Consider the following 16,656-nt stretch of genomic DNA (forward strand, 5'->3'; position numbering starts at 1 on the left):
TTGTCTTAACCGTATTGGAACAGGCATACACACAATGTGGTATTCTGTTTATATCCCTTCGGGAACGAGGGAAATTACCCCCAATTCTGAACCTTTGCGGCCCTTACCGCAAAGCAAATAACTATACGTGACAATGTCGAAACAAGGAGCGAACCATGCAGGTCAGCAGAAGGCAGTTCTTTAAGATCTGCGCTGGCGGTATGGCAGGAACCACGGCAGCGGCACTGGGCTTTGCGCCCGGTTTAGCACTCGCGGAAACACGGCAGTACAAGCTGCTGCGCACCCGCGAAACCCGTAACACCTGCACTTACTGTTCCGTTGGCTGCGGGCTGTTAATGTACAGCCTCGGCGACGGCGCAAAAAATGCCAAAGCGTCTATCTTCCATATCGAAGGTGACCCGGACCATCCGGTCAACCGTGGCGCGCTCTGCCCTAAAGGGGCCGGTCTGGTGGACTTTATCCATTCCGAAAGTCGCCTGAAATTTCCGGAATACCGTGCGCCAGGCTCTGATAAATGGCAGAAAATCAGCTGGGATGAAGCGTTCGATCGCATCGCTAAGCTGATGAAAGAGGACCGCGACGCTAACTTTGTCGCGCAGAATAGCGAAGGCACCACCGTCAACCGCTGGCTGACCACCGGTATGCTGTGCGCCTCCGCCTCCAGTAACGAAACCGGTTATTTAACCCAGAAATTTACCCGCGCGCTCGGTATGCTCGCGGTCGACAACCAGGCGCGCGTCTGACACGGACCAACGGTAGCAAGTCTTGCTCCAACATTTGGTCGCGGTGCGATGACCAACCACTGGGTCGACATCAAGAACGCCAATCTCGTCGTGGTGATGGGCGGCAACGCCGCTGAAGCTCACCCGGTTGGATTCCGCTGGGCGATGGAAGCCAAGATTCGCAACGGCGCGAAGCTGATTGTGATCGATCCGCGCTTTACGCGTACCGCGGCGGTAGCTGATTTCTATACCCCAATTCGTTCCGGTACTGACATTACCTTCCTGTCAGGCGTCATCCTGTACCTGTTGAACAACGAAAAAATTAACCGTGAATATACCGAGGCTTACACCAACGCCAGCCTGATCGTGCGTGAGGATTACAGCTTTGAAGACGGTCTGTTCAGCGGCTACGACGCCGAAGCCCGCAAGTACGATAAAACATCCTGGAACTATGAGCTGGATGAGAACGGCTTTGCCAAACGCGATACCACGCTGCAGCATCCGCGCTGCGTCTGGAACCTGCTGAAGCAGCACGTTTCCCGCTATACGCCGGAAGTTGTCGAAAACATCTGCGGAACGCCAAAAGCCGACTTCCTCAAAGTCTGCGAGTACATCGCGGAAACCAGCGCGCACGATAAAACCGCCTCGTTCCTCTACGCGCTGGGCTGGACGCAGCACTCCATCGGCGCGCAGAACATCCGCACCATGGCGATGATCCAGCTGCTGCTCGGCAATATGGGCATGGCGGGCGGCGGCGTAAACGCCCTGCGCGGCCACTCCAATATTCAGGGTCTTACCGACCTGGGGCTGCTTTCGCAGAGCCTGCCTGGCTATATGACGCTGCCGAGCGAGAAACAGACTGACCTGCAAACCTACCTCGCCGCCAACACGCCGAAACCGCTGTTGAAGGACCAGGTGAACTACTGGGGTAATTACCCGAAATTCTTCGTCTCAATGATGAAGGCCTTCTTTGGCGATAAAGCCACGGCGGAAAACAGCTGGGGCTTTGACTGGCTACCGAAGTGGGATAAGGGCTACGACGTCCTGCAATATTTCGAGATGATGAACCAGGGCAAAGTGAACGGCTATATCTGCCAGGGCTTCAACCCGGTAGCGTCGTTCCCGAACAAAAACAAGGTTGTCGCGTCGCTGTCGAAGCTTAAGTTCCTGGTGACCATCGACCCGCTCAACACCGAAACCTCCACCTTCTGGCAAAACCACGGGGAGTCGAACGACGTCGATCCGGCGAAAATCCAGACCGAAGTGTTCCGCCTGCCGTCCACCTGCTTCGCCGAAGAGAACGGTTCTATCGTTAACTCCGGCCGCTGGCTGCAGTGGCACTGGAAAGGCGCGGACGCCCCGGGGATTGCGACCACCGACGGTGAGATCCTCGCCGGTATCTTCTTACGCCTGCGCAAGATGTACGCCGAACAGGGCGGACCGGCGCCGGAACCGGTGCTGAACATGACGTGGAACTACGCCACGCCGCATGAACCAGCGTCGGAAGAAGTAGCGATGGAGAGCAACGGCAAGGCGCTGGCAGACATTACCGACCCGGCAACCGGGGCGGTGATCGTCAAGAAAGGCCAGCAGCTCAGCTCATTTGCGCAGCTGCGTGACGACGGCACGACTTCCAGCGGCTGCTGGATCTTCGCCGGTAGCTGGACGCCTGACGGCAACCAGATGGCGCGTCGCGATAACGCCGATCCATCGGGCCTCGGCAATACGCTGGGCTGGGCATGGGCGTGGCCGCTTAACCGCCGCATTCTGTATAACCGCGCCTCCGCGGACCCGCAGGGTAAACCGTGGGATCCGAAGCGCCAGCTCCTGAAATGGGACGGCGCGAAGTGGGGCGGCGTGGATATTCCAGACTACAGCGCCGCGGCGCCGGACAGCGATGTCGGGCCGTTTATCATGCAGCCGGAAGGGATGGGGCGTCTGTTCGCTATCGATAAGATGGCGGAAGGGCCGTTCCCGGAACACTACGAGCCGTTTGAAACGCCGCTGGGCACCAACCCGCTGCACCCGAACGTGGTCTCTAACCCGGCTGCTCGCGTCTTTAAAGGCGACCTTGAGCAGATGGGCAAAGCGGAGAAATTCCCTTACGTCGGTACTACTTACCGCCTGACCGAGCACTTCCACTACTGGACCAAGCACGCGCTGCTTAACGCCATCGCGCAGCCGGAACAGTTCGTGGAGATCGGCGAGAAGCTGGCGAACAAGCTCGGCATCGCCCATGGCGATACCGTGAAGGTCTCCTCTAACCGCGGCTATATCAAAGCCAAGGCGGTGGTGACCAAGCGTATTCGCACGCTGAAAGCGGACGGTAAGGATATCGATACTATCGGTATTCCGATTCACTGGGGCTACGAAGGCGTGGCGAAGAAAGGGTTTATCGCCAATACCCTGACGCCGTTTGTCGGTGATGCGAACACGCAGACGCCGGAGTTCAAGGCTTTCCTCGTGAACGTGGAAAAGGCGTAACGGAGACGAATTATGGCTTATCAATCGCAAGACATTATCCGTCGTTCCGCGACTAACGGCTTCACCCCCGCGCCCCGCGCGCGGGACCATCAGGAAGAGGTGGCGAAGCTTATCGACGTCACCACCTGTATCGGCTGTAAAGCCTGCCAGGTGGCCTGTTCCGAGTGGAACGACATCCGGGATGAAGTCGGTCACAACGTCGGGGTGTACGATAACCCCGCCGACCTGACCGCCAAATCCTGGACCGTGATGCGCTTCTCGGAAGTGGAGCAGAACGACAAACTGGAGTGGCTCATCCGTAAGGATGGCTGTATGCACTGCGCCGACCCGGGCTGCCTGAAGGCCTGCCCGGCGGAAGGGGCAATCATTCAGTACGCCAACGGCATCGTCGACTTCCAGTCCGAGCAGTGCATCGGCTGCGGCTACTGTATCGCCGGCTGCCCGTTCAACGTGCCGCGCCTGAACCCGGAAGATAACCGCGTCTACAAATGTACGCTGTGCGTGGACCGCGTTAACGTTGGCCAGGAGCCAGCGTGCGTGAAAACCTGCCCGACCGGCGCTATCCACTTTGGCTCCAAAGAGGATATGAAAACGCTGGCGGGCGAGCGCGTCGCCGAGCTGAAAACCCGCGGTTACGACAACGCGGGCCTGTACGATCCGGCAGGCGTTGGCGGCACGCACGTGATGTACGTGCTGCACCACGCCGACAAACCGAATCTGTACCACGGCCTGCCGGAGAACCCGGAAATCAGCGCCACGGTTAAGTTCTGGAAAGGGATCTGGAAGCCTCTCGCGGCGGTCGGCTTTGCGGCCACCTTCGCCGCCAGCATCTTCCACTACGTCGGCGTCGGTCCGAACCGCGCGGAAGAGGAAGAGGACAATCTGGATGAAGAGAAAGACGAGGTGCGCAAATGAAAAGACGTGACACCATCGTGCGCTACACCGCGCCGGAGCGAATCAACCACTGGGTCACCGCCTTCTGCTTCGTGCTGGCGGCGGTGAGCGGGCTGGGCTTTTTCTTCCCGTCCTTCAACTGGCTGATGCAAATCATGGGCACCCCGCAGCTGGCGCGTATTCTGCACCCGTTCGTGGGCGTGATTATGTTTGCTTCATTCATCATCATGTTCTTCCGCTACTGGCACCACAACCTGATCAACCGGGACGATATTTTCTGGGCGAAAAATATTCGCAAGATTGTCGTCAACGAGGAAGTGGGCGACACCGGGCGCTATAACTTCGGCCAGAAATGCGTGTTCTGGGCGGCGATTATCTTCCTGGTGCTGCTGCTGGTGAGCGGCGTGATCATCTGGCGTCCGTACTTTGCGCCGGCCTTCTCCATCCCGGTTATCCGCTTCGCGCTGATGCTGCACTCCTTCTCTGCGGTGGCGCTGATTGTGGTGATCATGGTGCATATTTACGCTGCGCTGTGGGTGAAGGGCACGATAACCGCGATGGTGGAAGGCTGGGTCACGAAGACCTGGGCGAAGAAACATCACCCGCGCTGGTATCGTGAAGTCCGCGAAAAGCAGGATAAGCGCCAGTCGTAGGCCCGAGCGCGTTGTTCGTCTCTGAAATGGCGTCGTATATCGACGCCATTTTTTTGCGGATAACGCGCTGTTTTGACAACGTTAGCCAGAGTGCGCCGCAGGCGGGAGCGGCACGTTTCCCGTTTCGCTTAGGCCATGGCGCAGGGCAGCTAATCCTAACGGTGCATAGTCGGGGGTATCGATATCAGGTATCGTAGCGCACACATTGCGATGTCGTGGCTATATCCCGTATGCCGATTGCGGTTATCATTAATGACATCACCAGAGCGGGCGCATGATGCCCGCCAAATCGCAGAGCGGACGCGACCATCGCCGAATCTGCTGAAACCAGGAAGTGACTGAATGAGCATTCGTATCATCCCGCAAGATGAGCTGGAAAAGAGCGAGAAACGCGCGACGGATATGATCCCGCCGCTGTTGTTTCCCCGGCTCAAAAATTTATATAACCGTCGCGCCGAACGCCTGCGCGAACTGGCTGAAAATAACCCGCTGGGTGATTACCTGCGCTTTGCCGCGCTTATCGCCCACGCGCAGGAAGTGGTGCTGTACGACCATCCTCTGCAGATGGATCTCACCGCGCGCATCAAAGAAGCGAACGACCAGGGTAAACCGCCGCTGGATATCCACGTTTTGCCGCGCGATAAGCACTGGCACAAGCTGCTGCATTCGCTGATTGCCGAACTGAAGCCGGAGATGAGCGGCCCGGCGCTGGCGGTCATCGAGAATCTGGAAAAAGCCTCAGAGCAGGAGCTGGAACTGATGGCAAGCGCGCTGTTTGCGTCCGATTTTGCCTCTGTCAGCAGCGATAAGGCGCCGTTTATCTGGGCCGCGCTTTCGCTCTATTGGGCGCAGATGGCCAGCCTGATCCCCGGAAAAGCCCGCGCTGAATATGGTGAACAGCGTCAGTTCTGCCCGGTTTGCGGCTCGATGCCGGTCTCCAGCATGGTGCAAATTGGTACCACACAGGGCCTGCGCTATCTGCACTGCAACCTGTGCGAAACTGAATGGCACGTGGTGCGCGTGAAGTGCAGCAACTGCGAACAAACGCGCGATCTGCACTACTGGTCACTGGATAACGAGCAGTCGGCGATTAAAGCCGAAACCTGCGGCGACTGCGGTACCTACCTGAAGATTCTCTATCAGGAAAAAGACCCAAAAGTGGAGGCCGTAGCCGACGACCTCGCCTCGCTGGTACTGGACGCACGGATGGAACAAGAGGGCTTCGCCCGCAGCTCCATCAACCCGTTCCTGTTCCCTGGCGAAGGGGAATAACGGCAGGCATCATGTCGGGCGGCGCCTGCTGCCCGGCTTACCATTGATAATGGCGTAAACACTCCCGGTATGCCGGCAAAGTCTTTGGTTTTGCGAGCCGCTTTCCAGAATCACTTCCCGACGAAAATCCCCGGTTTTCTTTTGCTCACAATCAGGCTATAACACTGTATATCCAAACAGCTTAAGGGAATGAAAAATGGCGCTTGAAAAGGGTATCGCAGAGCTGGTGCGGGAATTTATCGATGCGGGCCGCCCCTCATCGCGCGAACAGAATATTGATGACCGGAGACGCGGCTATCTCGCCAGTACGGTACTGGCTGGGGAACAGGAAAAGCGCGTTCAGGTAGCAGATATCGAGCTCGACGGCATGGCATTTCGCGTTGTCTCTCCCCTTAACGCTTCCGGCGCACTGCCTGCCATTATCTATTTCCACGGTGGCTGCTTTATCAGCGGCGGTTTCGCCACGCATGACCATCAGCTCCGCCAGCTGGCATACCACAGCGGCTGCCGCGTTATCGCCGTGCAATACCGGCTGGCGCCGGAGCATACTTTCCCTACAGCCCATGACGATGCGGAGAGAGGCGCGCTGATTATTCACCGCCGCGCGGAGCAGTTAGGCATCGACGCTTCCCGTATTACGCTGGCTGGCGACAGCGCCGGGGGACACCTGGCATTAGTGACCGCCCTGCGGCTCAAAACAGCGCAGGCCTGGCAACCCGCGCAGCTGGTTTTGATTTACCCGATGCTGGACGCCACCGCCAGCATGAAGAGCTATATCGATAACGGTAAAGATTACATCATCACCGAAGATACCCTGCTCAGCGGCTATGAAATGTACCTTGCCGCGACGGCGCTCCACCATCCGGAAGCCAGCCCGCTGTGGCGTAAAGACTTTCACGGCTTACCGCCGGTGCATATTCTGACTGCGGAATACGACCCTCTGCGTGATGAAGGCGAAGCGCTTTACCAGCGCCTGCTTGAACAGGGCGTTGACTGCACCTGTCAGCGTTATCTCGGGGTGATTCACGGCTTCTTTCAGCTGGGCGGTATCAGCCCGGCGGCAGGCAGCGCGATGAGAGATATCGCCTGGCGGGTTAAAACACCAGGCCGATAGTTAAGCGTAAAGGGAGACTACTCCTCTTCGTTACCGCCCTCTTCATAGGGGCCGAACGGTTTCGCGGGAAGAACAATATAGATACCCTCAAAAACCGCGCCCAGCCGCTCGTCGCCAAATAGCTCAACCTGCAGCTGAACGCGCGCTTTGCGGCCTCGCGCCAGCCGGTCAAGATCGCCGCTTAACGAGCCAAGATCGGCAACGGCGCTGGGGCGTCCGCTAATAGGCTGACTGTAGCGGATATGCGCATCGGCAAGAATAATTGTGCCGCCAAGATGCCGCTCGCGCAGCATCAGCCAGATAAGCCCCCAGCCGGTTAACGTTGCCTGAGAAAACAGGCTGCCGGCGAACAGCGTATTGTGCGGGTTCTGGTTACCGGCTTCCGGCATGGTGGTGATAAACTTTTGCCCGGTATACTGCTGAATACGCACGCCCATTTTCTCGCTGAGAGGGATATGCTGATACCAGGCCTGCTGCAGCTGAGCGCACCAGTCGCCGCGATGTAAAATATCGTCCAGCGAGGCTATCGGCTTAATCATCAGAAAATGACGGATCGGCGTGGTCGTCGGCGTCGTGATTTCGCCCTGGTTCACAAAACCGAGCTTAGCGAAGAACTCCACTGCATCTTCGCGGGCGCTACAGGTCACGCGCTTAACGCCTTCCTGACGGGCGACGGACTCCAGCGTCATCGCCATCAGGGTTCCCAGCCCTTTATCCTGTACTGACGGATGGACGGCCATAAAACGGATAGAGGCTTCGTTTTCCGCATTCACATACAGCCGCCCGACGGCAACCAGATTGCCCTCTTCATCGACCACCATTTGATGGTGCGCCATCGCATCCCACGCATCGCGCTCGGACCCTTTCGGCTGATGCAGCGGCTTACGCAGCATCTCCCAGCGGAACTGGTAGTAGCTCTCTAACTCTTCTTCTGTTTGCGGTACACGAAGGTGATACATAGCTGTACTCTCTTTTGTTACCCGCAGCCTGCCCGGAAGCTGGCTCATACCTGCAACCAAAAGGTCACGGGACCATCATTCACCAGAGAAACCTGCATATCGGCAGCAAATCTCCCGGTCTGCGTATTCATTTGCTGCTGGCGGCAGCGCTCAACGAAATACTCGTACAGCGCTTCCGCTTTATCCGGTGCAGCCCCTTTCGAAAAACCAGGACGCATCCCGCGTTCGGTATCGGCTGCCAGCGTAAACTGCGAAACCACCAGCACGCTGCCGCCAGCCTGCTGCACGTTCAGATTCATTTTGCCTTCAGCATCGCTAAAAATACGGTATCCCAGCACGCGCTCGCACAGGCGGTTAGCCTTTTGCTCATCATCGTCTCTCTCGACGCCTAACAGCACCAGAAGCCCGGGGCCGATTTCGCCCGTCACTTCACCCTCCACGGTAACGCTAGCTCGGGATACGCGTTGAATTAATGCAATCATGATTGTTCTGTTTCTTCTTTTTTCAGTTTGCGGTATTCACCGAGAGTGACAGTAATTTCAGCGCCAAGCAAGACGATACACCACGTCCAGTACACCCAGACAAACAAAATAGGCACCACGGCAAGCACGCCATAAATCAGCTGATATGACGGGAACGCGGTGATATATAAAGCAAAAGCTTTCTTACCCGCCTCAAAGAGCAGCGCCGCGACCAGGGAACCGATTATCGCATCGCGGTTACGCACCTCGGCCGTCGGCACAATGCTGTAAAGCAGCCAGAATGCCACCCAGGATAAAATGAGCGGAAAAATACGCAGCACATCGTCAATCACGCTATTCAGATCGCTGGCCCAGCGTAACGACAGGAGATAGGAGCTGATCGCCAGGCTGGCCCCTGCCAGCAGCGGCCCCAGGGTAAGGATCATCCAATAAACCGCAAAGGAGTAGGTTTTGGGCCGGGTTCGGGTACTGCGCCAGATGGTGTTCAACGCGCTATCAATCGAATACATCAGCAGCAGCGATGTCACAATCAGGCCGAAAGCGCCCACGGCGGTCATCCGGCTGGAGTTGGCGACAAACTGCTCAATATAGCCCTGAATGACATCTCCGGTTGCCGGAATGAAATTGGCGAAAATAAAGTGGCGAATCTGAATACTGACATCAGAAAACATCGGAAATGCCGCAAACAGCGCGAACACGACGGCAATCAGCGGCACAAGGGAGAGTAACGACACGTAGGCAAGATTGCCTGCCAGGGTCGTCATATTATCTTCATCAATACGCCGCCATAACAGCTTTAGCCAGGCGACCAGCGGCCGCAGATGGCGCGTTGTTTTTTGATGAACGGTTTTTAGCATAGCTGTTTAGCAAAGTAGTTGGGGATGGTTTCCTTCCCGGTCACCAGAATACTGGTTATGCCCAGCTGGTTAGCCCCGGCGATATTGTCCGCGTTATCATCGAAGAAGACCGTATCGTCAGCGGCGAAACCTTCAGCGTCGAGGACGCTCTGATAGATCCGCGCTTCCGGTTTACGCATCCCCATCTCTTGAGAAAGATAGATATGATCAGCAACGGCGCGTATCTCAGGGTACTCATCCGGCCAGAAAGTCGTATGCAAACGGTTCGTGTTGGACAGAACCACAACCCGATGCCCCTGCTCGCGTAATTTTTGCATAATCGCGATAACCTCCGGGCGCAGGGCAACGAAAACCGCCTGCCAGCCGTGGGAGAACTGCTCGTAGCTTAGCGACATGTTCATTTCATGGCACATCGCCGCCGCAAAATCTTCGTCGCTGATTTCTCCGCGCTCATGCTGGTGGAACGCTTCGCCCATGGTGAAATGCTGCTGCAGCGTCGCAAGGGGAATGCGCGTTAAATCACTCCACGTCCCGAGCACCCGGTTGAAGTCAATATCGACAATCACATTACCTAAATCAAAGATATAGAGCATGGTCCTCTCCTTTTGCACCGTGGAAAATTAACTGTAGCGGGAAAGGGGGAGTTTGACTATGGGCGGCAGGGCTTTGTACAAAAAAGAAACCCTGCCATTGAGGCAGGGTTCAGATAGCGGAAAGAAGCGTTAATTAATCTTCTTTCGCACCGCGCATCGCGCGTTTACGGTCGTTCTCGGTCAGGTGACGTTTACGGATACGGACAGAAGTCGGGGTGACTTCTACCAGTTCGTCGTCATCGATGAACTCCAGAGCCTGCTCCAGGGTCATCTTAACCGGCGGAACCAGAACCGTTGCTTCGTCAGTACCGGACGCACGCATGTTGGTCAGTTTCTTACCGGTCAGGCAGTTTACCGTCAGGTCGTTAGAACGACTGTGAATACCGATAATCTGGCCTTCGTAAACTTCTGCGCCGTGGCCCAGGAACAGCTTACCGCGATCCTGCAGGCTGAACAGTGCGAACGCAACCGCTTTACCCTGGCCGTTGGAGATCAGAACGCCGTTCTGACGCTGACCCACATCACCCGCACGAACGTCGTCGTAGTGGCTGAAGGTGGAGTACAGCAGACCGGTACCGGAGGTCATGGTCATGAATTCTGAACGGAAGCCGATCAGACCACGGCTTGGGATCACGTAGTCGAGACGTACGCGGCCTTTGCCATCTGGATTCATGTTTTTCAGATCGCCTTTACGCTCACCCAGCGCCTGCATCACAGAACCCTGGTGCTGCTCTTCAACGTCCAGCGTGACGTTTTCGAACGGCTCTTGCTTACGGCCATCGATTTCGCGGAAGATAACTTTCGGACGGGAAACCGCCATTTCGAAACCTTCACGACGCATGTTCTCGATAAGAACGGACAGGTGCAGTTCACCACGGCCAGAAACGCGGAATGCGTCTGCATCCGGCGTTTCTTCAACGCGCAGCGCGACGTTATGTACCAGCTCTTTGTTCAGGCGGTCAAGGATCTGACGAGAGGTAACGTACTTACCTTCTTTACCACAGAACGGCGAGGTGTTAACGCAGAAGAACATAGAGACGGTCGGCTCATCAACGGACAGCGCCGGCAGCGCTTCAACATTCTGCGTATCGCAGATGGTGTCAGAGATGTTCAGTTCGCCCAGACCGGTGATCGCGATAATATCGCCAGCTTCTGCGACGTCGCTCTCGATACGCTCAAGGCCCAGATGGGTCAGAACTTTACCGACTTTACCGTTACGGGTTTTGCCTTCGCTATCAATGATAGTGACCTGCTGGTTCGGCTTCACTTTACCGCGCTTGATGCGGCCGATGCCGATGACGCCAACGTAGTTGTTGTAGTCCAGCTGGGAGATTTGCATCTGCAGCGGACCATCAAGGTCAACGTTCGGCGCCGGTACGCGATCGACGATGGTTTGATACAGCGGCGTCATGTCTTCAGCCATATCTTCGTGATCCAGACCCGCGATACCGTTCAGCGCAGAAGCGTAAACGATAGGGAAGTCCAGCTGCTCGTCGGTAGCGTCGAGGTTAACGAACAGGTCGAATACCTGATCGACAACCCAGTCAGGACGCGCGCCCGGACGGTCAACTTTGTTGATAACAACAATTGGCTTCAGGCCATGAGCAAAGGCTTTTTTGGTCACGAAGCGCGTTTGCGGCATCGGACCATCCATTGCATCAACGACCAACAGAACGGAATCAACCATGGACATGACACGTTCAACTTCACCACCGAAGTCGGCGTGCCCTGGGGTATCAACGATGTTGATACGGTAGTCATTCCATTTGATAGCGGTGTTTTTAGCCAGGATGGTAATCCCGCGCTCTTTCTCCAAATCGTTGGAGTCCATCACTCGCTCTTGAGTTTCGGCACGCGCGTCGAACGTACCGGATTGCTGTAGCAGCTTATCAACCAGGGTAGTTTTACCATGGTCAACGTGCGCGATGATGGCGATATTACGCAAATTTTCGATCACAACTTTGCCTCAGGCATTAGAAATAGCGCGTTATTGTACACGGATTAATCGCAGTACAAAACAGGATCACAAACATCCTCCGCAAACAAGTATTGCAGAGATTCTTTGTGATCGCTTTCACGGAGCGTTAAAAGGGTTATTAAAGGTCAATTGCACCAAATAAGTGCCTAATGTTCACACAAATGCACTATATTGGTGCAATGCATTCATTTTGGTGCAGCCCTTTTGCACGATGATGTGCATGATAACGCCTTTTGGGGGCAATTTAAAAGTTGGCACAGATTTCGCTTTATATTTTTTAAGGCAACAACGCCACTTTTCGTAGTTAAAAAGTTTTCGTTTCCACGACGACAATGACCAATCCGGGAGAGTTTAAGTATGTCCGCTGAACACGTTTTGACGATGCTGAACGAGCATGAAGTGAAGTTTGTCGATCTGCGCTTCACCGATACCAAAGGTAAAGAACAGCACGTTACTATTCCTTCTCATCAGGTAAATGCCGAATTCTTCGAAGAAGGCAAAATGTTTGATGGCTCCTCGATTGGCGGCTGGAAAGGTATTAACGAATCCGACATGGTCCTGATGCCGGATGCAACTACCGCGCTGATCGATCCGTTCTATGAAGAACCGACGCTGATCATCCGCTGCGACATCCTGGAACCCGGCACGCTGCAAGGCTATGACCGTGACCCGCGCTCCATTGCTAAGCGCGCTGAAGAGTATCTGCGCTCTACCGGCCTGGCTGACACCGTACTGTTCGGGCCAGAACCAGAATTCTTCCTGTTCGACGACATCCGTTTTGGTGCGTCCATCTCCGGTTCCCACGTTGCTATCGATGATATCGAAGGCGCATGGAACTCCTCCACCAAATACGAAGGCGGCAACAAAGGCCACCGTCCGGGCGTGAAAGGCGGTTACTTCCCGGTTCCGCCGGTAGACTCCTCTCAGGATATCCGCTCCACCATGTGTATGATCATGGAAGAGATGGGCCTGGTTGTTGAAGCTCACCACCACGAAGTGGCGACTGCGGGTCAGAACGAAATCGCTACCCGCTTTAACACCATGACCAAAAAAGCGGACGAAATTCAGATTTACAAATACGTTGTGCACAACGTCGCACACCGTTTCGGCAAAACCGCGACCTTCATGCCAAAACCGATGTTTGGCGATAACGGTTCCGGTATGCACTGCCACATGTCCCTCTCCAAGAACGGCGTAAACCTGTTCTCTGGCGACAAATACGCAGGCCTGTCTGAACAAGCGCTGTACTACATCGGCGGCGTTATCAAACACGCTAAAGCGATTAATGCCCTGGCTAACCCGACCACCAACTCCTACAAGCGTCTGGTCCCGGGTTACGAAGCGCCGGTTATGCTGGCTTACTCTGCCCGTAACCGTTCCGCGTCTATCCGTATTCCGGTAGTCACCTCTCCGAAAGCGCGCCGTATCGAAGTTCGCTTCCCGGACCCGGCGGCTAACCCGTACCTGTGCTTCGCTGCGCTGCTGATGGCTGGCCTTGACGGTATCAAGAACAAAATCCATCCGGGCGAAGCCATGGATAAAAACCTGTACGATCTGCCGCCGGAAGAAGCGAAAGAGATCCCACAGGTTGCAGGTTCTCTGGAAGAAGCACTGAACGCGCTGGACGCAGACCGTGAATTCCTGACCGCCGGTGGCGTATTCACCAACGACGCTATCGATGCTTACATCGCCCTGCGTATTGAAGAAAACGACCGCGTACGTATGACTCCGCACCCGGTTGAGTTCGAGCTGTACTACAGCGTCTAATTTTGCTGTAAATCCGCGGTATTCCGTGTTGTGGCGTGGGATACCAAGGATGTTTTGTTGCCGTGGAAACTTTCAGCCCATCTCAGGATGGGCTTTTTTCTCCACCAACACGCTGATCTCATGAGCTTTTTATACATAAAAAGCTATACTGCACTAAAATAGTGCACTCATTTTCAGGAGACTGTCGAATGGCAACAGGCACACTGCCCGATGCTGGGCAGATCCTTAACTCTTTAATCAACAGTATCTTACTGGTCGATGACGACCTGGCGGTGCATTACGCGAACCCGGCGGCGCAGCAGCTGCTGGCGCAAAGTTCGCGTAAATTATTCGGCACGCCGCTGCCGGAGCTGTTGAGCTATTTCTCGCTGAATATCGGCCTCATGCAGGAGAGCCTCGCTGCGGGTCAAGGGTTTACCGATAACGAAGTGACGCTGGTCATTGATGGCCGCTCGCACATCCTTTCCCTGACGGCGCAACGCCTGCCTGAAGGCTATATCCTGCTGGAAATGGCGCCGATGGATAATCAGCGCCGTCTGAGCCAGGAGCAGCTACAGCACGCACAGCAGATTGCCGCTCGCGACTTAGTGCGTGGCCTGGCCCACGAGATTAAAAATCCGCTGGGCGGTCTGCGCGGCGCGGCACAGCTGCTGAGCAAAGCGCTGCCCGATCCTGCGCTAATGGAATATACCAAAGTCATTATTGAACAGGCCGATCGGTTAAGAAATCTGGTTGACCGTCTGCTGGGACCACAGCATCCCGGTATGCACGTAACAGAAAGCATCCACAAGGTCGCTGAGCGGGTGGTAAAGCTTGTGTCGATGGAGCTGCCGGATAACGTCAAGCTGGTTCGCGACTATGACCCCAGCCTGCCAGAACTGCCGCACGACCCGGACCAAATTGAACAGGTGCTGCTGAATATCGTCCGTAATGCGCTGCAGGCTCTGGGACCGGAGGGCGGCGAAATCACTCTGCGCACCCGTACGGCCTTTCAGTTAACCCTGCACGGCGTGCGCTACCGCCTCGCTGCGCGTATCGACGTTGAAGATAACGGCCCGGGAATACCGTCTCACTTACAGGATACGCTGTTTTATCCGATGGTGAGCGGGCGCGAAGGCGGCACCGGACTCGGGCTGTCTATCGCCCGCAGCCTTATCGATCAGCACTCCGGCAAAATTGAATTTACCAGTTGGCCAGGGCATACCGAATTCTCGGTGTACCTGCCTATTCGGAAGTAGAGGTGTTTATGCAACGAGGGATAGCATGGATCGTTGACGACGATAGCTCCATCCGTTGGGTGCTTGAACGCGCGCTCACCGGGGCAGGCTTAAGTTGTACGACGTTTGAAAGCGGCAACGAGGTGCTTGATGCCCTCACGACCAAAACCCCGGATGTGCTGCTGTCTGATATCCGCATGCCGGGAATGGACGGACTGGCGCTGCTAAAGCAAATTAAACAGCGCCATCCGATGCTCCCGGTCATCATAATGACGGCGCATTCGGATCTTGACGCGGCGGTCAGCGCCTATCAGCAGGGCGCCTTTGATTATCTGCCGAAACCGTTTGATATCGATGAAGCGGTGGCGCTGGTTGATCGTGCCATTAGCCATTACCAGGAACAGCAGCAGCCGCGTAATGCGCCGATTAATAGCCCAACGGCCGATATCATCGGCGAAGCGCCGGCCATGCAGGACGTCTTCCGCATTATCGGCCGCCTGTCGCGTTCATCAATCAGCGTACTGATCAACGGCGAGTCCGGTACCGGTAAAGAGCTGGTTGCCCACGCTCTCCACCGCCACAGCCCGCGCGCCAAGGCGCCGTTTATCGCTCTAAATATGGCGGCCATTCCGAAAGATCTGATTGAGTCAGAACTGTTTGGCCACGAGAAAGGGGCCTTTACCGGCGCCAATACCGTGCGCCAGGGGCGATTCGAGCAGGCAGACGGCGGCACGCTGTTCCTCGACGAGATCGGCGATATGCCGCTGGACGTACAGACACGTCTGCTGCGCGTACTGGCCGATGGCCAGTTTTATCGCGTGGGGGGCTATGCGCCGGTGAAGGTGGATGTACGCATTATTGCCGCCACCCACCAGAACCTTGAGCTGCGCGTCCAGGAAGGAAAATTCCGCGAGGATTTATTCCACCGCCTGAACGTGATTCGCGTCCATCTGCCGCCGCTGCGCGAGCGTCGGGAAGATATCCCGCGACTGGCGAGACATTTCCTGCAAATCGCCGCCCGTGAGCTGGGCGTCGAGGCCAAACAGCTGCATCCGGAGACGGAGATGGCGTTAACCCGACTGGCATGGCCGGGCAACGTACGTCAGCTGGAAAACACCTGTCGCTGGCTGACGGTAATGGCCGCAGGTCAGGAGGTTCTGACGCAGGATCTTCCCAGCGAGCTGTTTGAAACGGCGATACCGGATAACCCGACGCAAATGCTGCCGGATAGCTGGGCCACGCTGCTGGGGCAATGGGCCGATCGCGCTTTGCGTTCCGGTCATCAAAACCTGCTCTCGGAAGCGCAGCCGGAGATGGAGCGCACGCTGCTGACCACCGCGTTACGCCACACGCAGGGGCATAAACAAGAGGCGGCTCGCCTGCTGGGCTGGGGTCGTAATACCCTGACGCGTAAGCTAAAAGAGCTGGGAATGGAGTAGCAGCGCGGCGGCGAGTAAAAAATAGTCATCCAGCGCAAACTGCTGCTATTTTGTACTTTACTGTTGCCATGCGTTGAGTATGATCTTGCCCGGAAAGACGGGGGAGAAATCATGCTTGAATCATTTATTAATATTATATCGAGCGGTGTTGCAGCGGGTCATTCGCCGCAGACGGCGGTAGCTGCCGTTCTGTGCGCGGCGATGGTTGGGCTGTTTAGCTGATAA

Annotated in this window: 14 protein-coding genes; 9 read left to right on the forward strand and 5 right to left on the reverse strand. The window is 56.0% G+C overall.

Annotated elements, in window-relative coordinates:
* Nucleotides 1-155: 155 nt before the first annotated feature.
* The 5 genes from fdnG to ACESQ2_RS25215 all read left to right on the forward strand — a co-directional run bounded on the left by fdnG (nt 156) and on the right by ACESQ2_RS25215 (nt 7,139).
* A complete protein-coding gene (fdnG, locus tag ACESQ2_RS25195; RefSeq protein ID WP_014837000.1) occupies nt 156-3,206 on the forward strand; it encodes a formate dehydrogenase-N subunit alpha in 3,051 nt (1,016 codons plus the stop codon).
* A gap of 12 nt (nt 3,207-3,218) precedes the next feature.
* Nucleotides 3,219-4,121 carry a formate dehydrogenase subunit beta gene (gene fdxH / locus ACESQ2_RS25200; protein WP_014227375.1) on the forward strand — a complete coding sequence of 301 codons (903 nt, stop codon included), beginning with the start codon at nt 3,219-3,221 and terminating at the stop codon, nt 4,119-4,121.
* Nucleotides 4,118-4,753, forward strand: a complete 636-nt coding sequence (gene fdoI, locus ACESQ2_RS25205; protein ID WP_004107380.1) for a formate dehydrogenase cytochrome b556 subunit — start codon at nt 4,118-4,120, stop codon at nt 4,751-4,753. Before fdxH ends, fdoI begins: the two co-directional genes overlap by 4 nt.
* A gap of 342 nt (nt 4,754-5,095) precedes the next feature.
* Nucleotides 5,096-6,025: a formate dehydrogenase accessory protein FdhE gene (fdhE, locus tag ACESQ2_RS25210; RefSeq protein ID WP_004132861.1), complete on the forward strand. Its 930-nt coding sequence runs from the start codon at nt 5,096-5,098 to the stop codon at nt 6,023-6,025.
* Nucleotides 6,026-6,221: 196 nt separating this feature from the next.
* Nucleotides 6,222-7,139 (forward strand): alpha/beta hydrolase, encoded by a 918-nt coding sequence (locus ACESQ2_RS25215; protein ID WP_368768063.1) that lies wholly within the window; start codon nt 6,222-6,224, stop codon nt 7,137-7,139.
* A gap of 17 nt (nt 7,140-7,156) precedes the next feature.
* Here ACESQ2_RS25215 and fabY read toward each other — a convergent pair whose 3' ends face one another.
* The 5 genes from fabY to typA all read right to left on the reverse strand — a co-directional run bounded on the left by fabY (nt 7,157) and on the right by typA (nt 11,987).
* Nucleotides 7,157-8,098 carry a fatty acid biosynthesis protein FabY gene (fabY, locus tag ACESQ2_RS25220; protein ID WP_046877901.1) on the reverse strand — a complete coding sequence of 314 codons (942 nt, stop codon included), beginning with the start codon at nt 8,096-8,098 and terminating at the stop codon, nt 7,157-7,159.
* Between the two features lie 44 nt (nt 8,099-8,142).
* Nucleotides 8,143-8,580: a D-aminoacyl-tRNA deacylase gene (dtd, locus tag ACESQ2_RS25225; protein WP_014227372.1), complete on the reverse strand. Its 438-nt coding sequence runs from the start codon at nt 8,578-8,580 to the stop codon at nt 8,143-8,145.
* The gene (locus tag ACESQ2_RS25230) at nt 8,577-9,437 is read right to left on the reverse strand and encodes a virulence factor BrkB family protein (protein ID WP_004127107.1); all 861 of its coding nucleotides are present in this window, start codon (nt 9,435-9,437) and stop codon (nt 8,577-8,579) included. The genes dtd and ACESQ2_RS25230 overlap by 4 nt, the downstream gene beginning before the upstream one ends.
* Complete coding sequence (yihX, locus tag ACESQ2_RS25235) at nt 9,431-10,030, reverse strand: glucose-1-phosphatase (protein ID WP_004127106.1); 600 nt, start codon at nt 10,028-10,030, stop codon at nt 9,431-9,433. Before yihX ends, ACESQ2_RS25230 begins: the two co-directional genes overlap by 7 nt.
* Nucleotides 10,031-10,163: 133 nt before the next feature.
* Nucleotides 10,164-11,987: a ribosome-dependent GTPase TypA gene (gene typA, locus ACESQ2_RS25240; protein WP_004127103.1), complete on the reverse strand. Its 1,824-nt coding sequence runs from the start codon at nt 11,985-11,987 to the stop codon at nt 10,164-10,166.
* 378 nt (nt 11,988-12,365) lie between these two features.
* Here typA and glnA point away from each other — a divergent pair, with 378 nt between their 5' ends.
* From glnA to ACESQ2_RS25260, 4 genes are all read left to right on the forward strand, one after another.
* The gene (glnA, locus tag ACESQ2_RS25245) at nt 12,366-13,775 is read left to right on the forward strand and encodes a glutamate--ammonia ligase (RefSeq protein WP_004127100.1); all 1,410 of its coding nucleotides are present in this window, start codon (nt 12,366-12,368) and stop codon (nt 13,773-13,775) included.
* Between the two features lie 188 nt (nt 13,776-13,963).
* A complete protein-coding gene (gene glnL, locus ACESQ2_RS25250) occupies nt 13,964-15,013 on the forward strand; it encodes a nitrogen regulation protein NR(II) (RefSeq protein ID WP_004127098.1) in 1,050 nt (349 codons plus the stop codon).
* Nucleotides 15,014-15,021: 8 nt separating this feature from the next.
* Nucleotides 15,022-16,431 (forward strand): nitrogen regulation protein NR(I), encoded by a 1,410-nt coding sequence (gene glnG, locus ACESQ2_RS25255; protein WP_004107350.1) that lies wholly within the window; start codon nt 15,022-15,024, stop codon nt 16,429-16,431.
* Between the two features lie 111 nt (nt 16,432-16,542).
* On the forward strand, nt 16,543-16,653 hold the full coding sequence (locus ACESQ2_RS25260; RefSeq protein WP_106510771.1) for a YshB family small membrane protein: 111 nt from the start codon (nt 16,543-16,545) through the stop codon (nt 16,651-16,653).
* Nucleotides 16,654-16,656: the final 3 nt, after the last annotated feature.

The organism is Klebsiella sp. Q11, from assembly GCF_964241505.1.
GTDB lineage: Bacteria > Pseudomonadota > Gammaproteobacteria > Enterobacterales > Enterobacteriaceae > Klebsiella > Klebsiella michiganensis.

What these genes read in the sequence shown, in the direction of transcription:
- fdxH (WP_014227375.1), top strand. Translation starts at nt 3,219, where the DNA reads ATGGCTTATCAATCGCAAGACATTATCCGTCGTTCCGCGACTAACGGC.
- fdoI (WP_004107380.1), top strand. Translation starts at nt 4,118, where the DNA reads ATGAAAAGACGTGACACCATCGTGCGCTACACCGCGCCGGAGCGAATC.
- fdhE (WP_004132861.1), top strand. Translation starts at nt 5,096, where the DNA reads ATGAGCATTCGTATCATCCCGCAAGATGAGCTGGAAAAGAGCGAGAAA.
- ACESQ2_RS25215 (WP_368768063.1), top strand. Translation starts at nt 6,222, where the DNA reads ATGGCGCTTGAAAAGGGTATCGCAGAGCTGGTGCGGGAATTTATCGAT.
- fabY (WP_046877901.1), bottom strand. Translation starts at nt 8,098, where the DNA reads ATGTATCACCTTCGTGTACCGCAAACAGAAGAAGAGTTAGAGAGCTAC.
- dtd (WP_014227372.1), bottom strand. Translation starts at nt 8,580, where the DNA reads ATGATTGCATTAATTCAACGCGTATCCCGAGCTAGCGTTACCGTGGAG.
- ACESQ2_RS25230 (WP_004127107.1), bottom strand. Translation starts at nt 9,437, where the DNA reads ATGCTAAAAACCGTTCATCAAAAAACAACGCGCCATCTGCGGCCGCTG.
- yihX (WP_004127106.1), bottom strand. Translation starts at nt 10,030, where the DNA reads ATGCTCTATATCTTTGATTTAGGTAATGTGATTGTCGATATTGACTTC.
- glnA (WP_004127100.1), top strand. Translation starts at nt 12,366, where the DNA reads ATGTCCGCTGAACACGTTTTGACGATGCTGAACGAGCATGAAGTGAAG.
- glnL (WP_004127098.1), top strand. Translation starts at nt 13,964, where the DNA reads ATGGCAACAGGCACACTGCCCGATGCTGGGCAGATCCTTAACTCTTTA.
- glnG (WP_004107350.1), top strand. Translation starts at nt 15,022, where the DNA reads ATGCAACGAGGGATAGCATGGATCGTTGACGACGATAGCTCCATCCGT.
- ACESQ2_RS25260 (WP_106510771.1), top strand. Translation starts at nt 16,543, where the DNA reads ATGCTTGAATCATTTATTAATATTATATCGAGCGGTGTTGCAGCGGGT.